This is a genomic window from Vibrio toranzoniae, assembly GCF_024347655.1.
GTDB classification, from domain to species: Bacteria; Pseudomonadota; Gammaproteobacteria; order Enterobacterales; family Vibrionaceae; genus Vibrio; species Vibrio toranzoniae.
The window spans coordinates 1,796,692-1,818,336 of sequence record NZ_AP025514.1; the positions used below are offsets into that span (position 1 = coordinate 1,796,692).

Annotated in this window: 13 protein-coding genes and 1 pseudogene; 4 read left to right on the plus strand and 10 right to left on the minus strand. The window is 45.6% G+C overall.

What is annotated here, in order from left to right; genetic code table 11:
- Window position 1: 1 nt before the first annotated feature.
- From pheT to OCU50_RS07965, 7 genes are all read right to left on the minus strand, one after another.
- The gene (gene pheT, locus OCU50_RS07935) at window positions 2–2,407 is read right to left on the minus strand and encodes a phenylalanine--tRNA ligase subunit beta (RefSeq protein WP_060467883.1); all 2,406 of its coding nucleotides are present in this window, start codon (window positions 2,405–2,407) and stop codon (window positions 2–4) included.
- 18 nt (window positions 2,408–2,425) lie between these two features.
- Window positions 2,426–3,409 carry a phenylalanine--tRNA ligase subunit alpha gene (gene pheS / locus OCU50_RS07940; RefSeq protein ID WP_004734764.1) on the minus strand — a complete coding sequence of 328 codons (984 nt, stop codon included), beginning with the start codon at window positions 3,407–3,409 and terminating at the stop codon, window positions 2,426–2,428.
- A gap of 217 nt (window positions 3,410–3,626) precedes the next feature.
- Window positions 3,627–4,736 carry a GGDEF domain-containing protein gene (locus tag OCU50_RS07945; RefSeq protein ID WP_060467884.1) on the minus strand — a complete coding sequence of 370 codons (1,110 nt, stop codon included), beginning with the start codon at window positions 4,734–4,736 and terminating at the stop codon, window positions 3,627–3,629.
- 235 nt (window positions 4,737–4,971) lie between these two features.
- Window positions 4,972–6,204, minus strand: a complete 1,233-nt coding sequence (locus tag OCU50_RS07950) for a hypothetical protein (RefSeq protein WP_060467885.1) — start codon at window positions 6,202–6,204, stop codon at window positions 4,972–4,974.
- A 9-nt stretch (window positions 6,205–6,213) separates the two neighbouring features.
- Window positions 6,214–6,963: an outer membrane lipoprotein-sorting protein gene (locus OCU50_RS07955; protein ID WP_370736482.1), complete on the minus strand. Its 750-nt coding sequence runs from the start codon at window positions 6,961–6,963 to the stop codon at window positions 6,214–6,216.
- Window positions 6,964–7,064: 101 nt separating this feature from the next.
- Entirely contained in the window at window positions 7,065–9,548 is a 2,484-nt protein-coding gene (locus OCU50_RS07960) for an efflux RND transporter permease subunit (protein WP_082710331.1), read from the minus strand.
- 170 nt (window positions 9,549–9,718) lie between these two features.
- Window positions 9,719–10,504 carry a TetR/AcrR family transcriptional regulator gene (locus OCU50_RS07965; protein ID WP_060467888.1) on the minus strand — a complete coding sequence of 262 codons (786 nt, stop codon included), beginning with the start codon at window positions 10,502–10,504 and terminating at the stop codon, window positions 9,719–9,721.
- Window positions 10,505–11,047: 543 nt separating this feature from the next.
- Between OCU50_RS07965 and OCU50_RS07970 the strand changes: the two genes are divergently transcribed.
- A complete protein-coding gene (locus tag OCU50_RS07970) occupies window positions 11,048–11,848 on the plus strand; it encodes a hypothetical protein (protein ID WP_060467889.1) in 801 nt (266 codons plus the stop codon).
- Window positions 11,769–12,545 (plus strand): hypothetical protein, encoded by a 777-nt coding sequence (locus tag OCU50_RS07975; RefSeq protein ID WP_060467890.1) that lies wholly within the window; start codon window positions 11,769–11,771, stop codon window positions 12,543–12,545. Before OCU50_RS07970 ends, OCU50_RS07975 begins: the two co-directional genes overlap by 80 nt.
- 194 nt (window positions 12,546–12,739) lie before the next feature.
- On the opposite strand, the gene OCU50_RS07980 is transcribed toward OCU50_RS07975, so the two are convergent.
- The 3 genes from OCU50_RS07980 to OCU50_RS07990 form a co-directional block, all read right to left on the minus strand.
- Window positions 12,740–13,234: an outer membrane beta-barrel protein gene (locus OCU50_RS07980; protein ID WP_017057506.1), complete on the minus strand. Its 495-nt coding sequence runs from the start codon at window positions 13,232–13,234 to the stop codon at window positions 12,740–12,742.
- A 143-nt stretch (window positions 13,235–13,377) separates the two neighbouring features.
- A complete protein-coding gene (hrpA, locus tag OCU50_RS07985) occupies window positions 13,378–17,244 on the minus strand; it encodes an ATP-dependent RNA helicase HrpA (protein WP_390903981.1) in 3,867 nt (1,288 codons plus the stop codon).
- Window positions 17,245–17,616: 372 nt separating this feature from the next.
- A complete protein-coding gene (locus OCU50_RS07990) occupies window positions 17,617–18,933 on the minus strand; it encodes a MipA/OmpV family protein (protein ID WP_060467892.1) in 1,317 nt (438 codons plus the stop codon).
- A 135-nt stretch (window positions 18,934–19,068) separates the two neighbouring features.
- Between OCU50_RS07990 and OCU50_RS07995 the strand changes: the two genes are divergently transcribed.
- Window positions 19,069–19,557: a VC1380 family protein gene (locus OCU50_RS07995; RefSeq protein ID WP_060467893.1), complete on the plus strand. Its 489-nt coding sequence runs from the start codon at window positions 19,069–19,071 to the stop codon at window positions 19,555–19,557.
- 146 nt (window positions 19,558–19,703) lie between these two features.
- Window positions 19,704–21,554 (plus strand): annotated as a pseudogene (locus OCU50_RS08000) (metallophosphoesterase family protein); the annotation flags it as partial.
- Window positions 21,555–21,645: the final 91 nt, after the last annotated feature.

Here is a 21,645-nt window from a genome sequence, read left to right on the forward strand (position 1 = left end):
ATTAGTCGCGAAGTGCTGCGCCGAATTTCTCTGAGATTGAAGCTACGATAGCATCTACTGAACCAGCGATGTCTGCATCTTCAAGTGTGCGCTCTACAGACTGTAGGCTAAGTGCGATAGCTAGGCTCTTCTTACCTTCTTCAACGCCCTTACCTACGTATACGTCGAACAGTTTAGCGCCTGTTAGGAATTCGCCACCAGCTGCGATACACGCTTCTACGATGTCGCCAGAAGCGACTGCTTCATCAACAACAACGGCGATATCACGACGGTTTGCAGGGAACTTAGATACGGCTACTGCTTCTGGAAGCACGCGAGTGTTGATAGCTGCCCATTCGATTTCGAATACGATAGTGCGGCCGTTAAGACCAAACTTACGCTCTAGTTCTGGGTGAACAGTACCAATGATACCCACTTCTTTGCCGTTAGCCATAATCACTGCTGACTGGCCTGGGTGAAGTGCTGGGTTGCGCTCTTTTGCTTCAGAAGAAAGGGCTTTGAAGCTGTATGCGATTTCGTTTGCAGAAAGCTCAAGAACGGCTTCTAGGTCACCTTTAAGATCGAAGAAATCTACAGTGTTCGTTGCAATGTCCCAGTGCTCTTCGCCACGAGTACCAGAGATAACGCCCGCAAGCATCATTTCTTGGCGCATGCCGTTTTCAGCCGTTGCTTCAGGGATGAAACGTAGGCCTGATTCGAATAGACGAACGCGAGACTGTTGACGCTTCTGGTTGTGAACAACTGTGTTTAGTAGACCTTGGATTAGGCCAAGACGCATTGCTGACATGTCCGCAGAGATTGGGAATGGTAGGATTAGCGGCTCAACACCAGGTACAACAAGCTTTTGCTGTTCTGGTTCTACGAAGCTGTATGTGATTGCTTCGTGGTAGCCACGGTCTACAAGAAGGTCACGAACGCGCTTAAGCGGTTGGTCAGCTTCTTTGTGGTCATTCATTTTAAGTGCCGCTTTAGGCGCTTGGTTTGGAATGTTATCGTAACCGTAGATACGACCTACTTCTTCAATTAGGTCTTGCTCGATTGCGATATCGAAACGCCAAGATGGAGACGTTGCCGTCCAACCAGCATCAGTGCTTTCAACGTCACAACCTAGGCGAGTAAGAATTTCCACTACGTCTGTAGATGGGATTTCGTGACCTAATAGGCTGTCTAGCTTAGCGCGACGTAGAGTAACTACGTTTGCTTTAGGAAGATCAGCTTCAGATTCGCTGCCATTTACTGGTGCAACTTCACCACCGCAGATTTCAACTAGAAGCTGTGTTGCGCGCTCCATAGCGGCTAGCTGTAGAGTTGAATCAACACCACGTTCGAAACGTAGAGAAGAATCTGTGTGAAGGCCGTAAGCACGCGCGCGACCACGGATGTGATCCGGTGCGAAGAATGCCGCTTCTAGAAGTACGTCTGTTGTTTCAGTAGTCACACCTGAATCTTGACCGCCAAAGATACCAGCGATTGCTAGTGCTTTGTTGTGGTCAGCGATAACAAGTGTGTTGCTGTTTAGTTCAGCTTCGTTGCCATCTAGAAGTGTTAGCTTTTCGCCCTGCTCTGCTAGACGAACCACGATACCGCCTTCGATCTTAGCGAGATCAAATGCGTGCATTGGTTGGCCTTGCTCTAGCATCACGTAGTTTGTGATGTCTACAACTGGGTCGATTGAACGGATACCACAACGGCGCAGTTTTTCTTGCATCCAGATTGGCGATTCCGCTTTCACGTTTACGTTCTTAACCACACGGCCCAGGTAACGTGGACAAGCATCAGTTGCTTTGATTTCAACAGACACTGTGTCTTCAATGCTTGTTGCCACAGCTTCAACTGTTGGCTCTGTAACGTCTGCGCGGTTTAGTACGCCAACTTCACGAGCAAGGCCACGGATGCTGAAGCAGTCTGCGCGGTTTGCTGTTAGGTCTACGTCGATAGTTACGTCGTTAAGCTCAAGAAGCTCACGTACGTCCATACCTAGCGTTGTGCCTTCTGGCAGCTCAAGGATGCCGTCAGACTCTACGTCGATACCTAGCTCAGAGAAAGAACAAAGCATGCCGTGCGATGGAACGCCACGTAGTTTTGCTTTCTTGATTTTGAAGTCACCAGGAAGTACTGCGCCAACGGTTGCTACTGCGACAGTTAGGCCAAGACGACAGTTAGATGCACCACATACGATATCTAGCAGCTCTTCTGCGCCGATATCAATTTTTGTAACTTGTAGTTTGTCTGCGTCTGGGTGCTGACCGCACTCAACCACTTTACCTACTTTAACGCCGGTGAATTCACCAGCAACAGGTTCTACATCGTCAACTTCCAAACCAGCCATAGTGATTTGGTGAGCTAGCTCTTCGCTGTTAATTGCAGGTTTAACCCACTCGCGTAGCCAAGATTCACTGAATTTCATAGTTTTGACTGCCCCGGATTACTTGAATTGTTTAAGGAAACGAAGGTCGTTCTCGAAGAACGCACGAAGGTCATTTACGCCGTAACGAAGCATCGTTAGACGCTCTACACCCATACCGAATGCAAAACCAGAGTATTTCTCAGGGTCGATGCCAACAGAGCGAAGTACGTTAGGGTGAACCATGCCACAGCCTAGAACTTCTAGCCATTTGCCATCTTTACGTTTCACGTCAACTTCAGCTGAAGGCTCTGTGAACGGGAAGAATGAAGGACGGAAACGCACTTCAACTTCTTCTTCAAAGAAGTTACAAAGGAAATCGTTAAGAATGCCTTTAAGTTGTGCGAAGTTTACGTTCTCATCAACTAACATACCTTCCACTTGGTGGAACATTGGCGTGTGAGTTTGATCGTAGTCGTTACGGTAAACACGACCCGGAGCAATGAAGCGGAATGGCGGTTTGCCGTTTTCCATCGTACGGATTTGAACACCAGACGTGTGCGTACGTAGCATTAGATCAGGGTTGAAGAAGAAAGTATCGTGATCAGTACGAGCTGGGTGATCGTCTGCGATGTTTAGTGCATCAAAGTTGTGGAATGCATCTTCGATCTCAGGGCCAGACTCAGTGCTAAAGCCAAGCTCACCAAAGAACTGTTCGATACGCTCAACTGTGCGAGTAACTGGGTGAAGACCACCGTTCTCAATGCGACGACCTGGTAGGCTCACATCGATAGTTTCTTCAGCTAGTTTCGCTTCAAGCTCTGCACGTTGAAGTGCGTCTTTGCGAGCTGCGATCGCTTGTTGAACAGCACCTTTCGCTTTGTTGATCTCTTGACCAGCAGTGCGACGCTCTTCAGGTGGAAGTTTACCTAGGCTTTGTAGTTGAAGAGTGAGTTCACCCTTCTTACCTAAATACTGAACTCGCACTTCATCAAGTGCGACTAACGAATCTGCTGTATCAATAGCAGTCGTTGCATTAGCAATGATCTCTTCTAGATGTTGCATCATTTCCTCATCTACCAGTTGGTAGTGTCCGTATCGGATGATTAGTTTTTTAGATAGCTACACATAGTAATCAAACACGCAACTAATGCCAAATTGAATCGCTAAAAGAACAAGTTATTGACTAAAAACACGGCAAATTTAACAGGACATTAATGAGGAGTAGGAAGAAGTAGAACAATTACAGGTGCCACTTCTTAATTTGGAAATGACCTGAAGGCTAGATCTGAATCGAACAAACGCTGTTCTTCCCCGCATCTTTCGCTAGATAAACGGACTCGTCAGCCGCTTTAATCAATTCATTCATGGTTTCGAATTCTTGGGTCATTTCAGCCACACCGACACTGATGCTGCCAATCCAAGCTTGGTTACCGGTTTCAACCTCTAATTCAGACACTTTCTGTCGCGTCGTTTCTGCGATGTGCATGCCCCCATTAAGATCGGTATCCGGGCAAATCACTAAGAACTCATCGCCTCCTAATCGACACACAATATCATCGTTGCGAAACCTATTTTTCAGTTCGTTCGCGAGGGTTTGTAACACCAGATCACCAGCATCATGCCCACAAGTGTCATTAATGCGCTTGAAGTGATCGGCATCGATCATAATGCAGACTAAAGGTATGCCAAATTCTTTCGATTCTTGCCAATGCAAAGCTAACTGTTTAAAAGCACAACGACGGTTCGGTAATTTAGTGAGTGAATCGGTTAAAGAGAGTTCTTCGAGTTTCTTGTTCGCTCGTTTCAATTCTGCGGTACGTTCTTCGACTTTGTCTTCGAGTACCTGATTGAAGCGTAACAACTGTTTGTTTCGTTCAGAAACTTGTTCGAACAAGCCTTTAAGCGCGGCCAGTAAAGGGATGGTTGAAGAGTCTTGCTGCTTTTCTTGTGCCTCAAAGGCTTGAAGGGGTGTTGCCCCCTCTTCTATCGCGGCCACTTGTCGCGCCATGTTTTGGTCGATGCCAAGGATGTGATAAGCAAGCCAATGGATGAGGAAGTCCAGTAGCTGACGTGCTGATGCCTGATCTTCTTCCAATATGAAGGCTTGCATACTGTAGATATCTCGCATAAAAACACGATGCACTTTGATGTGTTCTTCGATGTGTAAGTCATAAACTCCGCACCCTCTCATCAAAGATTCTTCTTCTTTAAAGTGAAACTCAGCATAACTTGTGAGATCAAGTAAAGCGATGCGAATGTCTTCGACTGAGATCGTATTCTCAGACAGCAGGTTTCCGTAGTGGTTGATAAAACCAACAAGGTATTGATGTTGTTCGTCTACGACACCAATACCTGTTTCAAAGTTTTTATCCCAATTAAATGAATTCATAAATTCCTTAGGGCCGATACCACCAGCACAATTTGCATGCATATTCGGAGGCTATAGATGCTCGAAAATACAACCATTTTACCTATAGAGCTATTCGATTATTTGATCCATTTTATAAAAAGACGACTTTGAACATTCTAAATATAATTCATCTTAAATTTGAGACGCTCCCCTTAACAAGAGCGCCCCACGAATCCAACATTAACTGATTTGAAACGCTAACTTTTTGTAAATACTAAAAATAGTATTCCAACGCCACCTCAACAAAGTCATCCTTGCGAGCAAAGAACAATAAGTCTTCAGCGGTTTCGTTTTCAAACAACCAAGCGTTCAGTCGCCACTTGAGGTTGTTATTGATGCGGCTCGACGCTTCGAGTTTTGCACTGTAGACATCGCTGTTATCTAAGTCTTGAGTGATGCCTGTTAATACCTCGGTTCCGTCTACATCGTTTAAGGCGAAACGCGCACCAAGGAACACATCGTTTTGGCCGATGGTTTGGGCGTTATTGCCTCGGCTGTCATACAAGTATTCAGCAATGAAGCCGATGTCCCAATACGACTCTAGCGCCCCAACCCACGTGTATTCAAAGCCTGTCGCCACGCCAGTGTGGTTGTCGTAGCTGTCGCGATAAATGCTTTCTAGCTTCCACAACCAATCGCCAATAATGCCCTGTACATCAAGCCCGAAATGCTGCATTTGTGCGTAATAGGGCTTAAGCTTATTGCCTTCCACACGGTAATAAGGGTCGCGATTTGTGCCGCCTAAGTAGCTTAAACCGACATCCCAATCGCCGTACATTTGGCTATAACGCAATGCCACATCAACATGCTTTTCTTCTCTTGAAGATTCGTAAAGCGCATCGTCCGATACTGGCACAGTGGGCCTTAAGCGCCCGTCTTCCCCTGCGAAGGTACGTTCACGAAAATACGGAAGCAACATGGCGTCTATGGTTCCCCAGACTTTTATCGAGGTGAAGTGCACCATCGGCTGACCTAGTTTGGATTCACCATCGACCGATTCAATGGCATCGGTTTGGTTTACCACATCGACCAAGTGCGCCGATTCGGTTACGCCCCAGAACACTTTACTAACGCCCGCTCTCAGTTCGTAGTCATCCCAATACGTTAGGTACAGGGCTTCACGAATGTCACCATGGGTTCGCTCGTCGTCTTCACTGTCTAGGCGATAAAACGGAGTAAAGGTAAAGCTGCCATTACCCTCTTCTTGCTCCCAATAAAACTCTGGTTGTAACACCAGTGAGCTTTGCCCTTTATCTTGCCCTTGTAAACCGTCGCTAAAGAACTGCCTGTGTTCAAGGTTAACCTGCCCTGCAAGCTGTGGGGTGACCTGTTCTACGAACTCAGAGCTAAACCCATCTGCCACACATGGCAACGACACCTGCATAAGCCCCATGGTCACCACCAAGGTTAAAGATAACTGCGTTCCTGTTGACACAATCCTTTTCATATTTTTGCCTTACTTTGCACGTTTGAGTGTGTTTTTTTGGAAATCTTTGTCCTTAAGACCGGTCTGGAACGCTAAATCTGTCGTGGTTAATACCGTACTTTTACCTGTTTGGTGGTTTTGCATCGACATGGTGTGTGCGCGCCAGTATTGGTTTAGGTATTGTTGGTAGTCTTCGAACGACAGGGTTTTCAGCAATGCGCCTTTACGGTCGTAAAACTCAACCTGAACGGGGCGGTAATATTGTTGATCGAGCCATACTTTCTGCTTGGTGTAGCCTGAATTTTTGTCGGTCGGCACTTGCTCTAAAACAAAGGTATCGACACCTTCAATTTTGGCGTCTTCAATATAGTTGAAGGTGTACTTTTCTAGCTCAAACGAGCTTAAGTCTTCATAAGCAAATTCACTGCCCATGAACGGGCCAGACTTGTTACGTGAAGAGATGCGTTTTACACGTTTCAAGGCAGGCAGATACAACCATTGGTCATCAGATTTAGTGATGTGTGAATGGTTTAAGAAAGCCGTGCCTTTTACGTCACGTGGCTCATCAAAAATGGTCAGCCCTTTGTCGCCATCGTCATCAACCTCTAACGACTTCAATCGCATTAGGCGCGTACTGCTTTCGCCCTGTTTGTTGCGAAGTAGCATTTCCATTGTCGCGACAGAATCCCCCCACCCCATATCGACAGCTTTACGTTGTTCGGCAATTTCTAGGCCTTTCGCTGGGTCTGCTAACGCAGAGAAAGCTGCAAACGCGCTCATTGTTATCAATGACGTTATTAATGTTTTCTTTGTTATAAAGTGTTTAATGCTTTTCATAAATTTCTCCTTGAGTCAGCCCACCGCAGCAGGCTGACGATTCCTTATTTGGTCGACGTAGACAGTTCGCCAACTGGTTTAGACGGGCTAGATTGATCGGCTTTAGATAGCTTTGATTCGTGCTGAGGTTTATCGGAATCGTGGGTTTGTTTGTCGAAGATCATCAGCAAGCTTGGTAGCAAAATGAAGTCGACCACTAGCGCAATGAAAATCACAATTGCGCTGAGTAAGCCCATGTCGGAGTTGAGTCTGAAGCTCGACATCGCCAGTACAGAGAAACCAGCGACAAGCACAACAGTGGTGATCCACAATGCACGGCCAACGGTGTGGAAGGCATAACGAACCGCTTCCTCCGCTGATTTCCCTTCCAATCGTGCACGTTGGTATTTACTTAAGAAGTGCACTGCATCATCAACCACGATACCCAAAGTAAGGGTGACTACGACCGACAATCCAAGGTTGATTTCACCAGAGATAAGCGCCCACAAACCAAAGCCAATAATTGCAGGGGCAATGTTTGGCACTAGGCTGATCATGCCTAAGCGAACCGAGCGCAATGCAAATATCATCAAGCCGGAGATAAGCACTAAGGTGATTGGCAGAGTCGAAAGCATGCTCGCCATGTTGGTTTCGCCGATATGAGCAAACATCAATGATGGGCTCGACGCGACCACTTCATATTGCGGCGCGTTGGCTGCAAACCATGAGTAGATGCGTTCTTCGAGTTCAACCAGTTCCACGCTGCCTAGGTTATCGACCGTGAGCACCATTTTGATCGATGACTTATCGACGTTGATCTGGTTGTTCAAGTCCAAGCCATAAGGAAGAGACATCTCATAAAGCAGTAAGTATTGCGCAGCTAGCTCGCGGTTAAGTGGCAATTGGTAATAGCTCTCGTCATCGCCGTGCATGTTCTTGTTCAAACGCATGTAAACATCGGAAAGCGTAGCCACATGGTCGGTTTCAGGTTGTACACGCAACCAGTCGGTAAAGTCACCAATCGCTTGCAAAAACACAGGATCAGCTATCGCTTGAGACTCGTTGGTTTTCACTGCAATACTGATGGTCGTCATGCCGCTTACAGTCTGTTCCATGAAGTCGGCCGCTTGTCTAAACTCACTAGAGGTATCGAAATACTTCACCGATTCATCATTCACTTTGTTCAAAGGAATTAACGCCGCAGCGCCGACAATCACAAGCGTTGAAACAGGCAGTAGCGCTTTACGGTGAGTCACCACAAAATCACCGAGCTTATCCATAAAGGTCACTTTGCTTTGTGCCGCTTCATTCGTTGGTAAAGTCTTAACTGGTAGCAGTTTTAACAGCGCAGGTAGCATAGTCACGGATAGTAAACACGCTATCATCACACCCAATGCCGATAAGTTACCAAAGTCACGCAACACCGGGGAATCCGACATGTTCATCATCAAGAAGCCTATCGCAGTAGTGACAGACGTTATCAAAATCGGCATCGCATTCAGCTTGATGCTGTATTGAATGGCTTGTGTTTTCTCCATCCCGCGTTGCATGGCTTGTCTCATGGTCACAATCACGTGAACACAGTCGGCAACGGCAAGGGTTAATACTAACGTTGGAACATTGACCGTTGCCGTGCTAAGGAACATCCCTGCCCAGCCAGATAGCCCCATGGTCGCCACAATCGACGAGATAATCACAAGTAAGGTTGCAACCACACTAAAAAATGAGCGCAGCATAAAGGTCAGGAACACCAACACCACCAACAGCATTAATGGCACGAGCGTTGCGCTGTCTTCCTGAGCCGACATCATAAAGGCGTCATTCATTGCAATGATGCCCGCTTTGTGGAACTCGACATTTGGATAATCGGCTTGGTACTTGGCAAGCATGGTGTTGATAGCCGCGATCACTTCTTGCACTTCTGCGGTTTCATCCACTTCAGGTAATTGCACGGTGACGTTAACAATAGTCACGTCACCAGACGCTGATACCAACGCATTCTTGAGCAGCGGCTCGTTCAGGGCAATCTGTTTAACTTTGGCGATTCGCTCTGGTGTATGCTCGTACCCTTCATACAACAGATCTTCCACCAAGAGGTCGTCTTCAATGGCTTCAGTGTGCTGATAATTGGCAAGTGAATCGACACGGCTTGAGTACGGGGTCTGCCACGCATCGACCGTAAGGTTTTGAATTAAGGTGAGGGTTTCCGGGGTGAAGACATTACCATTTTCAGGCGCGACAACAATCGCGAGGTTGTCAGTTTTCGCAAAGGTGGTTTGGATTTCTTCGAACGCCATCAACTGTTTGTTGGTGCCTTCGAAGAAGATGTTGTAGTCCCCTCTGAAGTAGAGGTTCTTTGCCCCTAATGCAGAGAGCATAATGATTGAAAGAACCACCAGCAGAACGATAAACGAACGCTTGGTAGGCATTGAGTACCAACGGTTATTTAGATTCACGTTATCTAAGTTACTGCTATCTGACCGGCTACGGCTTAGATTAGGGATTTCTAAAGCGGGCTTCTGGCTGTCATGTTCCATCACAGTCTCCATTTGTGACGATTCGTCATATTTGTGTCATAAAAAATCAGCCAAAGCTGACACAGACACAATTCTTAGTCATACGTTCAAGAAAACCAAAACTACACTTGGTCAAATTTACGTTATGACGAATCGTCAAAAATGGTTATTAATAAACCCACATGAGTGGGCTTAATGGAAGCTTATCGACTTACTGATTCTAAGTAAGCAATTTCTTCACTGAACAATTCCTGCTCTACACGACGCCAAGTTTTTCGGTAATCCCAATCGCTAGAAAGAGGTTGCCAGTTTAGGCCATCTAGAAGCATATTTGCGTTATGTAATACTGAATACGGGTCTTGTAACCGCTTGATACAACGACTGTTTGATGCGTTCTGTGACAAGGCATTTGAACCGAATGCGATTGACCAGTTTGCAAACACGATGGCATCTGAACCCACACCAGAAGAGAACTTTAGGTCACCCGCTTCTACTGCTTGGTTAACCATAGAGTCGGCTTGTTCAATCACCAGCTCTTCCAGTTCGTTCATCTCGGTAACGCGTGCACTAGACGCTTTCTCTAGTACCCACGGGCTTTTCGCCATGATCGCACAAGTTGATAGTACCGGTTCCATGCGAGCATAGATTCGGTAAGCAACGTGTAATGCGACGATCTTTTCGCGTGTGTTGCCTTCAAACTCTCCAGAACGAGAAAACATCAATGCCTCGGCCTTTAAGGAGTGAATACACAAGGCTAAAACCACGTCTTCTTTGCTGCAAAAGTGATTGTATATCGTACCTTTAGAATAACAGCTCGCGGCCGTTAGCTTATCCATTGTGAGGTTTCCGAACCCTTGTTCTCGAACCAGGTCTTTTGCTAACAACATCAATTCTACTTCTCGATCTGCGATAGACTGCTGCTTTTTAGACAACACGCCTTTGCAACCAAAGATACCTTGTTTATCGCCTTTACAACTAAAGCCAAACATAATTTCTCAGTCCATATATGAGCTTAGCCGTTATCTAAGCTTCGCCAGTATTTAAAACGCTCCTATCCAATATATTAACACGAATGATAAATTCATGTAGTTAACCATTTTATGACGCTTCGTCATTTCTGACTTATCGTCATAATAGCGCAAATATCGACCATATCAAGATATTTTGTAAATTAGATACAATTAATGAATAGATGGACAAATAGATAAGAAAACAATCAATAGTCAGTATAGAGGGAAGATAGGCACGTTCATGAGAGGATAAGACGAAAATTAGAAGCGCATTCTAAAATTCTAGTGGACCACGTTACTTTAAGCCTTGGTGCAGAATCAGCCCCAAAAATACGACCGTAAACCTCATCTTTAGCCATCTTTTTACCTAGAATGAATTAGGGTAGGCTTACTTTTTGGGGCAGACCTCTCCTTATGGTTAATATTTGGCTTACTAATGCCGTTTTCTGTTAAGTTGCTATAAATTCAGTTAGGGGTGACTTACAATGGTGGCAACGATTTACCTTTATTGAGAACACTATCTTGAGCGCCAAATATTCTTATTTAGCTTGGCAAGTGAATACTTCTAGCCCAGCAGAAAAGCTTGTTTTATTGATGCTTGCAGACGGTGCTGATGAGTGCGGCTACACCAATGTGTGCTTACAATCAGCAGGTCAGCTTTGTGCTCTCTCTACCTTTGGTTTGGCCGACTGTCTTAAATGCTTGGTCGACCAAGGCTTTCTCGATAAAATAAAAGTAGATTATCGAGACAAAAAAGAGATTCACGTTTTCAAAATGCTCATTGAGCAAGTACAAGAGCAAGCTCAGGTTGATGTTGAAGCGCAACCGCCCAATAGCATACCAGTGTATTCTACTGCACCAGCACCAGCACCAGCACCAGCACCAGCACCAGCACCAGCACCTAAGTTTCAACCTGCGCCGGCGCCAATGCAAAATATGCAGCAAGCCCCTCGCCCACAAGGCCGAGGCTCAATGAACAGCAATACTGTTTCAACTCATGATCTCAACGAAGAAGAGATACCATCATGGGCAGAACGTGCGTTTAAGTTCTCCGGCTTGTCCGGTGACCATAGTTTAGTATGGAAGAAATTTGTCCTCTGGTATAAAGCCAAAGCCAATGAATTAATGCCATTATCTCGGATTGAATCCAAGCTGCAGTACTGGCTAGTTAACGAGAAGCAAAATGAAAGACAGAACCAGAAAACCTCTCAATATTCAGGAAATGCAGGACAAGCTCAAGGAAATGGGTATCGACAAAAGCTTAGCCCATCTGAACGCTTCAGGCAGCAGCTCATCCAAAAAGGCAAAAAGCCAACCTTCTGAGCCAGAACCAAAAGTTCAACGTGAAGCTCCAGTAGCACCTGAAGTAATTGAAAATCAAAGTACCGAAGTGAAAGTAGCGGCGGGACAAGCTGCAGACTCAGGTGCGTCTCAACAAGTGCCTGTTGTTGATCAAGATCCTGCAGAATTGGAGTTAACAGATTGGTGTATCCACGTGTTCGGCTCTTTTTTGAGCGTATATGAAACACAATGGGAATATCAATACGGCAGTGAGCCGAGCGGTAAGTTTATTGAATTTGCTAACTCTGTCGATTCAGACGGCCTAAACCGTGTGCTAATGCACTGCCATGAACGTATTCAACTTGGCAACAGCTGGCCGCCACAAATGGGTGAGCTTTGGATCCTAAAAGACTCTTTGACTGAAGAGGAATTATTGGATAGCCGTATTCGAGTGTTATCGCGCGGTGGTGTGAACAAGATTGAGAAGTGGTTAATCCAAAACAAGCTGTACGATTTAAAACGCACAGCTGAAAACAAGCTCGATGGCCTGTTCAAAAAATACTACTTAGAAGCGAAACGTTTAGATGAAAAAGGTATGCTTGACACCGAGTTACCAGATTACCTTCTTACCGCTAACTCCGTAAAGAACCTGAACGATTTAAAACGCGAAGAGTACGAAAGCAAACACGGTAAAGCAATTAACCCAAGAATTCAGAAGATTCTGAACAGTAAAAAGTAACCGCCCTTCCGTTATCGATTTAGAGTGCCGTTCATTGTAAGAAAATACAGTCTATCGTAAAAAAGTGCAGTAGCTATTACACGGTTAACAGATACAAAAATGCCAGCTATCAAGCTGGCATTTTTTATGAATTCTTACGAACTCTTTAACAAATATCCGTGACCAACGGTAAGTCCGTCACTGACTGCCAGTAATTACAGCAGGTGGATAGTTGCGTTTAGAGAGAAAACGCCTGAGTCGTCATCTTTCATTTTGAAGTTTTGGTAGCTAGCGCCTACAGATAGTGGGCCAAAAATAAAGTACTCAGCGCCTACACCGTACATGATATCTACATCGTCTTGTTTAAAGCCGTCAGCTTTCAGCTCGTATGAATGAAGACCACCTTTCGCGTATACGTGAAGAGGACCGAAATCGATACTTGGTTTGATCGCTAGGTATGCCGTGCTTGCATCTAGGTTACTACGAACCGTGTTGCCATATTTTACGCTATCGAAAGAACCTAGATCCCAGTAACCCGCTTCAACACCGATTAATGGCAGAATACCAGTACCCACGTGGATACCCATCGCAGTTTCTTCTTCATTGCCTAATGAGTTTTGACCACCCATTACACCACCATATACCCATGAATCAGCCATTGCTGTTGAAGATGCACCTAGCAGTGCTAGTGCCAATAACGTTTTTTTCATATTCGACCTTTTCGTCCTAATGGCCGACCTTAAGTGGTAATAAATTGCCACCAAGTCGCCCTGTATGTATTAACTATTCAATTAGTAATGCAATAAAGCAAGATTTATACCCAAACCTTGCCATTGCGTCTAGCTTTATTCTTTTAGCAAGCATCAATCGCGTTTTTAACACGCTTATCTGACACCGGGTAAGGCGTACCAAGCTGCTGAGCGAAGAAGCTTACACGAAGCTCTTCTATCATCCAACGCACCTCTTTCACGTTTTCTGGAACCGCGATCCCCTTTGGAATCTTATTCAGCAGCTCTTTGTAATCGTTCATTACTGACTCAACTTTGATCATGTGTAAGCGATCTTTGTTCGGGTCAATAGGCAGCTTCTCCATGCGGCGTTCTATCGCCTTCATATAGCGTAGAATATCTGGCAAGCGTTTCCATCCACATTCTGTGGCAAACCCCTTAAAAATCAAATCTTCTACTTGAGCTTTTATGTCAGAGAGAGCGAATGCCATTGAAAGATCAACGCGTCCTTTCAGCTTCTTGCTGATGCTGAATGCCGTAGTTAAAATGGTTTCAACCTGCTGAGCAATCTCAACAACGGTGTCACCCAGCTCTGCACGCACGTGTTCTTTCAGAGCTTCAAACTGTTCTGGTTCCCAAACCAAACCGCCCTTCTCTTCAATCAACTTATCAATACCACAAGCGATACAGTCGTCGATCAAATCAAGCACCTGTCCGTATGGGTTGAAGTACAAGCCAAGTTTCGATTTATTCGGCAGGTTCGAGTGCAAGTATTTAATCGGAGATGGCACGTTCAACAAGATCAAACGACGCTGACCCGATTTCATTGCCGAGATCTGCTCTTGCTCGGTTTCGAACAGTTTGATCTCTACGCTGTCTTTGGTGTCCACCAGCGCAGGGAAGGCTTTCACATCGTAGCCACCGCGCTTCTGTTGGTAGACTTTTGGCAATTCGCCAAAGCTCCAAGTGTGCAGGTTCTGCTGTTCGATGTCATCGTCTGCCACTTTAGAAAGCGTTTCTTGAACCTTGTCTTTCAGGCTCTCTTTCAACTCATGCAGATCTTTCTGTTCTTTCAGCTTACGCTTGCGATGATCCACAGCACGGAATGTTACCTTTAAGTGCTCTGGTATCTGGTCTAACTTCCAGTCTTCACGCATTACTTCAACACCTGTCATGCGGCGCAGCTCTTTCTCAAGAGAGTCCAACAGTGGCGCTTCAAGTGGTGTAACACGAGCTAAGAACGCATCGGCGTAGTTTGGCGCAGGCACGAAGTTACGGCGTAGCGTTTTAGGTAGCGACTTAATCAGGCTAATCACTAGCTCTTGACGTAAGCCTGGGATCTGCCAATCAAAACCGTTCTGGTCGATTTGGTTCAAGATAGGCAGCGGAATGTGTACCGTTACACCATCGTTGTCGTCGCCCGGCTCAAACTGATAGCTTAGCTTCAACTTGATACCATTTTGGTGCCAGAAGTTTGGGTAATCCAAATCGGTAACATGGCTTGCGTCACCTCGGAACAGCATCGACTTTTCGAAGTTGAGCAGGTCAGGCGTTTTCTGGCTAGTCTTCTTCCACCATGTATCAAAGTGGCGCCCTGAAACCGCCTCTTCACCTACACGTTGGTCATAGAAATCGAACAACTCATCATCATCGATCAAGATGTCACGACGACGTGATTTATGCTCTAGCTCTTCGACTTCTTGTAGAAGCTTACGGTTCTGCTTGAAGAAGGCGTGTTTGGTTTCCCACTCACCTTCTACTAATGCGCTACGCACAAACAACTCACGGCTGACGGTGGCATCAATCGCTCCGTAGTTCACCAAACGTTTCGGAATGATTGGGATTCCGTAAAGCATCACTTTCTCGTGAGCCATTACTGCCGCTTGCTTCTTCGACCAGTGTGGTTCGCTGTAGCTGCGCTTGATCAGATGTTTCGCCAAAGGTTCAATCCATTCCGGTTGAATTTTGGCGATAACACGACCCCAAAGTTTTGAGGTTTCCACTAGCTCAGCAGACATGATCCATTTAGGTTGTTTCTTAAATAGGCCAGACGCAGGGAAGATATGGAAGCGCGCATTACGAGCACCTTGATATTCATTCTTCTCTTGGTCTTTCATACCGATGTGCGAAAGCAAACCTGATAGCAGCGACATGTGAATACCATCGTAGCTGCCCGGTTCGTCGTTCAACTTGGTATCTAGTTCACGCATTGCTTGGTGAATTTGGAAATACACATCTTGCCATTCACGAATACGTAAATAGTTCAGATAATCTTGTTTACACTGTTTGCGGAACTGGTTGCTCGACAGCGCTTTTTGTTGCTGCTTAATGTAATCCCATAGGTTCACAAACGTGATGAAGTCAGACTCTTTATCGAAGAAGCGCTTGTGCTTGTCATCAGACGATTGTTGCTTATCTGATGGACGCTCACGCGGATCTTGAATCGACAATGCAGACGCAATAACCATCACTTCGTGCAGGCAACGGTTGCTTGGCGCTTCAATCACCATACGTGCTAAACGTGGATCGATAGGTAGCTTCGCTAGCTTACGACCAATCGCCGTTAGCTTCTTCTTATCGTCGCCTTGATTCTTGTTTTTGTTCGCGGCGGGATCGGCTGTCGCGATCGCACCCAGCTCTTCAAGCAGCCTTACACCATCTTGAATGTTGCGCTTATCTGGCGCTTCAACAAATGGGAAGGCTTGAATGTCGCCTAAACCTAAGGCTGTCATCTGAAGGATAACGGATGCTAGGTTAGTACGAAGAATCTCTGGATCAGTAAACTCTGGGCGTGACTCGAAATCTTCCTCAGAGTACAAACGAATACAGATACCTTCCGCAACACGACCACAACGACCTTTACGCTGGTTTGCACTTGCTTGAGACACAGGTTCAATCGGTAGGCGTTGTACCTTAGTACGATAACTGTATCGGCTGATACGTGCCGTACCTGGGTCGATCACGTATTTGATGCCAGGAACGGTTAACGAGGTTTCAGCCACGTTAGTCGCCAGAACGATACGTCGACCAGTGTGGGACTGGAAGATACGGTTCTGTTCACCCGCCGACAAGCGCGCATACAACGGAACAACCTCCGTATCACGCAGGTTACGCTTATTTAGCGCATCTGCGGTATCACGAATTTCTCGCTCACCGTTCATGAAGATCAAGATATCGCCAGAACCTTCATCACACAGCTCATCAACCGCTTCAAAAATGCCTTCGATTTGATCGCGGTCTGAATCACTTTCATCCCCCCCTAATGGGCGGTAACGCGTATCAACTGGGTAGGTACGGCCAGACACTTCAATGATAGGCGCATTGTTGAAGTGCTTAGAGAAACGCTCTGGGTCGATGGTTGCCGACGTGATGATCACTTTGAGATCAGGACGCTTTGGCAGCAACTCTTTCAGGTAACCCATGATGAAGTCGATGTTCAGGCTACGTTCGTGCGCTTCATCGATGATGATGGTGTCGTACTGATTTAAGAAACGGTCGTGTTGAATCTCCGCCAGTAGAATACCGTCGGTCATCAATTTGATTTGGGTGTTATCAGAAATCTGGTCGTTGAATCGAACCTTATAACCAACAAACTCACCCAGTTGTGTTTCCATCTCTTCAGCAATACGGTTAGCAACCGAACGCGCCGCAAGACGACGAGGTTGAGTATGACCAATTAGGCCAAAGCGGCCACGGCCAAGCTCAGAACAGATTTTTGGTAACTGAGTGGTTTTACCCGAGCCTGTTTCACCCGCCACGATAACCACTTGGTTTTCAGCAATGGCTTTCGCGATGTCTTCGCGCTTTTGGCTGACGGGGAGAATCTCTGGGTATTCAATCGTTGGTTTTTGTGCAGCACGATGGGTTGCCGTCATCATCGACTTGGCAATATCTAATGCGATTTCATCGAAAACAGCATGCTTAGATTGTTCATTCTTAATGCGGCTTGCACCAGAGATGCGCTTACTTAAACGGAAGCGGTCGCGCATCATGCACTCATTTAAGGCCTTACGAAGAGAGGCTGGGCTATTTTGAGATGCGCTAGCTTTAGGTGCTTGCTGCTTTGGTTTTTGGTTTTGTTTTGGGTTTTGCTTAGCTTGATTTGCAGAGGAATCAGGTGTCGCGTTTGAATTCGCGGCATGGCTCTGATTCGCAGTATGGTTGTTTTTGTCTGCTTTTTCCGGAGACGAAGTCACAGCGTGTCCTATTCTTTCTCTTATATAAACTCGCGCGATTGTACCACAAGTATTCAATAAAAAAGCCTGAGGGCTATGTGAAAACTGCGCTAACGTTTAAAAACTCAGCGATTCCACAGCAGCTGTCAGGCTTCTTATCTCAGGTCCAATCAACACCTAAATCAATCGTTAAAACTCATATTGGAAATAAACGGTGTTGTAGTTACTGCCACCTTTGATTCGACCAAACTGAGAGGCGTTTTCAAAGATCGCCGAGCGATGGTGTAATGAATAACCGAACCATAAGTTGTTCAAATCGTTGTTACCAATTAAATCACCCACATTCACATCGAATGAGAAGTCTAGGTAGTTCAACAAGTGACTTGCGGTGTAACCTTTGCGATCCATCTCAGAGCCTTCGATGTAGGTAATCGAATCGATGTACGACATACCTTCTGCGACACCAAATCGCCACAGTGTCGGCCAGTCAAACGTGTAGTAGGCTTTGATCGCAATGATGTATTCCGTACTCCTAGATTGAACATCTGAACTCCAGTGGTGCGCAATACCCGGCGTTAGGTAGATGTCCAACGGGAAACCAAACACTTCGTCAGTTAAAGGGTGACCATAGAAGAAGGATATAAGCTGATTGTTGTATTCATCTTTCTCACCGTTGAAAGTGATGATTTCACCAATGTTCGATGGCGTTGCCCAGCCGTGAGCAACACGCAGATAAGGTGCGTTACTTAGCTTAGGTTTTGGAGCCTTTTCTTTGTCGTTGAAGAAACCAAAGCCAAGGTAGAGTTCACCTTGATAACGGTCTTCCACAATTGAAGAATCGTAAGCATTATCGTCCAATCGAGTCACGCTGGTCGAACCCAATAGATAAAGGTTTGAAAATACATGATAACGCGCTTCTACGCCGACATTTAGGTCAACACCTGCACCAATGGCTTCATTAGATGCTGAGTAGTATTCGCTATTGAAGTCGGCACTTTTATAACGCAGCGTCGCGCTTGGAGAGAATTCCCAATCGCCCGTCTCATACTTGGCTTTCACACGCAGATTACCGTGGAAGTTATACTCACTGTCACTCATAATTTCCGTCTCGACAGCCCATTGCTCATCAAGTTGGTAAGTGAGTTGAGTACCAAAATCGGCGGTATCGCCCTCAATGGCGTTTTGCTCTGAAGCTGGGATATCAATAAAACGCATACGAGAAATAGCGCTAAATGACCACTTTTCATCTTCGGTTTGGTACAGGTATGCCCCCATTTCAGTTCCGTCAATAAACACGTAATCGTTCTTGAAGAATAACATCGGGACAAATGAGTTAACCGACTGATCGCCCCCAGAAGTGTCGTAAGGAATGCTCGCGGTTCGGAACATTGCAGCAATGCCCCATTCTTGCTCTTCCGCAGCCCACGCCACGCTGTTACCTAAAAAAGCGTTACTTAATAAAACCGCCCCATACGAGATGAGCTTCGGTGAAAATTTGTGCTTCATTCTTGTGTAATTACTCTTTGTAATAAATATTGTGTTACTGAATAGACATTTCTTAGTCATTCCGGCTAACTAATTTTAGGTTTGAACAGCATTGACCGTTACAATGAAGGATATTCTCGGTCAAATGAAAGTATTGTGAAAGTTTCAGAATTACAAAACATTATAAACCACTTACCCAGTGATTCCGACCCAGATATCGTTATGGGTGAGGAGTGGTTACCAGAGCGATTGGTCAACACAAAGTTAGACGGTGAATTGCTGTTTCTGGAATTCGATAATGCCCCCGAAGAAAACCAAGGGGACGACGAAGGCCGTGGTTTTGTTGAGCACGAAATTTCGATGATTCGAGAGAAGCTTGAGCAAGTCTTAGACGCCCCTTCCGATACCCAGACTAAAGCCGATGCCCTATTGGCGATATTTCTCATGGGCCATGAACTTTCTAGCTCAGAAGTTATCGAAGTCCTTGAGATGGCAGAGTCTGAGGTAGCAGAGCAAGAGGTAATAGAATCTGAAATTTCAGAATTGGAAATATCGACTCTCGAAGCTAACGAACCTGAAACACCAGAACTCGGCACCTCTGCGCTTGAAACAAAAAAACTCAACGACACACCTCCAACGATTTAGGAACCGTTTTGAAACGCTCGACGACATCATCTCTTCCATTTTTACTTGCTGGCCCGATTTTAAGAAAAACGACGGCAACTGAAGTCGTACTCTGGATAGTGACTAGCTCACCGCTTACTGGCACAACCAAACTATTCAATGCAGGACAAGAGGCGCCTTTTTATACGTCGCAACTCGATGAACAAGAATCGATTCAAGTGGGTGCACATGCTTGGGTAACCTTGATTCATTTACAAGGTGAGTTTCCAACCAACGTTCCGTTGGAATACCAAATAAAGACTGAGCAAGGTTCGTTAACCGACCTGGCACCTCATTTGGTTTACACAGACAGACGAACCAACAATGACAGCCCTCGGATCGAATTTAAGATATCGACAGCGGCTGACTACATCTTGCATGGCTCTTGTCGCAACCCCCATCACCCAAGTAAAGATAGTCTCGTTGCGGCTGACAACAAAGTCGCACAACAAACGGTGCTTGAGCGACCAGATATATTGATGATGAGCGGAGATCAGATCTATGCCGATCACGTCGCAGGCCCAACGCTTGATGCCATACAACAGGTGATTCAATTACTTGGACTTGCTAGTGAGAATTTGCCAACCGATTCGCAAGCTAGCGATATAAAAAGTAGCGAAATGTTGTTTATGAGTGAATATCACTTGTACCGACGCCATCACCTTTTACCACACCACAAAAGTTCCTATTCTCTACTCGATAAGATATTTCCAAGTCGCGGAGTTCCAATCTTCAGTTCGACTGATTGTGAAAACCACTTAGTCACCTTGTCTGAATTCATTGCTATGTACTTACTGGTTTGGTCCCCAACGCTATGGGAATACATCAACCGTGAGCGATTAATAGAAAACGATTTCACACAAGGCGGCAATAAATTAACGCCTGCAGAGCAACAAAAGTGGCGTGATGAAAGTATCATCATTGACGACTTCATAGCTGGCCTGCCGCAAGTGCAGCGCCTGTTCGCTCATATACCAACATACATGATCTTCGATGACCACGATGTCACCGATGATTGGAACCTTACTGTTGGCTGGGAACACGCGGTGGATCAAAACCAATTCGCCACGCAAGTAATTGGTAACGGCCTTGCTGCTTATTGGATGTGTCAAGGATGGGGCAATAAACCTGAAAGCTTCAATCAGGAGTTTATAGAACAAGCTAGGGAGCTCTTTCAGCATCAAACTCATAATAAAATTGATGCTAGCGCCACCGCCCCCTTGATTTACAACATAGATCCAGAGAAACACCAAGCGTTTATCGAGATACTCAGTCGCTTTGAAGAGTGGCACTACACGATAGATTCTTCCCCAAAGGTTATCGTTCTGGATACTCGAACACGCCGTTGGCGCTCTGAATCTAGAATGAATAAACCTTCCGGTTTAATGGACTGGGAAGCGTTAATTGAATTCCAACATCAGTTACTTAATCAAGAGAAAGTCGTCATCGTTTCTGCTGCACCTATGTTTGGGGTTAAGTTCATTGAAACGCTGCAAAAGATGATGACCACGCTAGGCAAGCCACTGGTAATTGATGCTGAAAACTGGATGGCTCACCCTGGTAGCGCCAACACGCTGATCAGTATTTTTACGCATACTAAAACACCAACCAACTTTGTCGTTCTTTCTGGCGATGTGCACTACTCCTTTGCTTACGACATTAAGCTTAGGTATCGCCGAAACAGTCCGAACATTTACCAAATCACGTGCAGCGGGATCAAAAATCATTTTCCTGATCCACTGCTTAAATTCTGTGATGCTTGGGACCGGTTGTTATACAGCCCGCGTTCGATTCTTAACTATTTCACCAAGCGTAAACGCTTAAAAATTGAGAAACGAAGTCCAGATAATCAGACCTTTTATCGCCTTTCAAACCGCAGCGCTATTGGTGAGTTAAAGTTAGACAGTGACGGTAAACCACAGTCAATCACGACATTAGGCAGTGATGGTAAAATCACACGCTTCCCTGAACCGGATTAAACAAGTGTTCCTTATCCCTCGCTTATCCGTAATGTCAGCTTTGAGTAAAGACGCTTGCGATCACGCTCTGTCAACCCAATAGTTATATCTA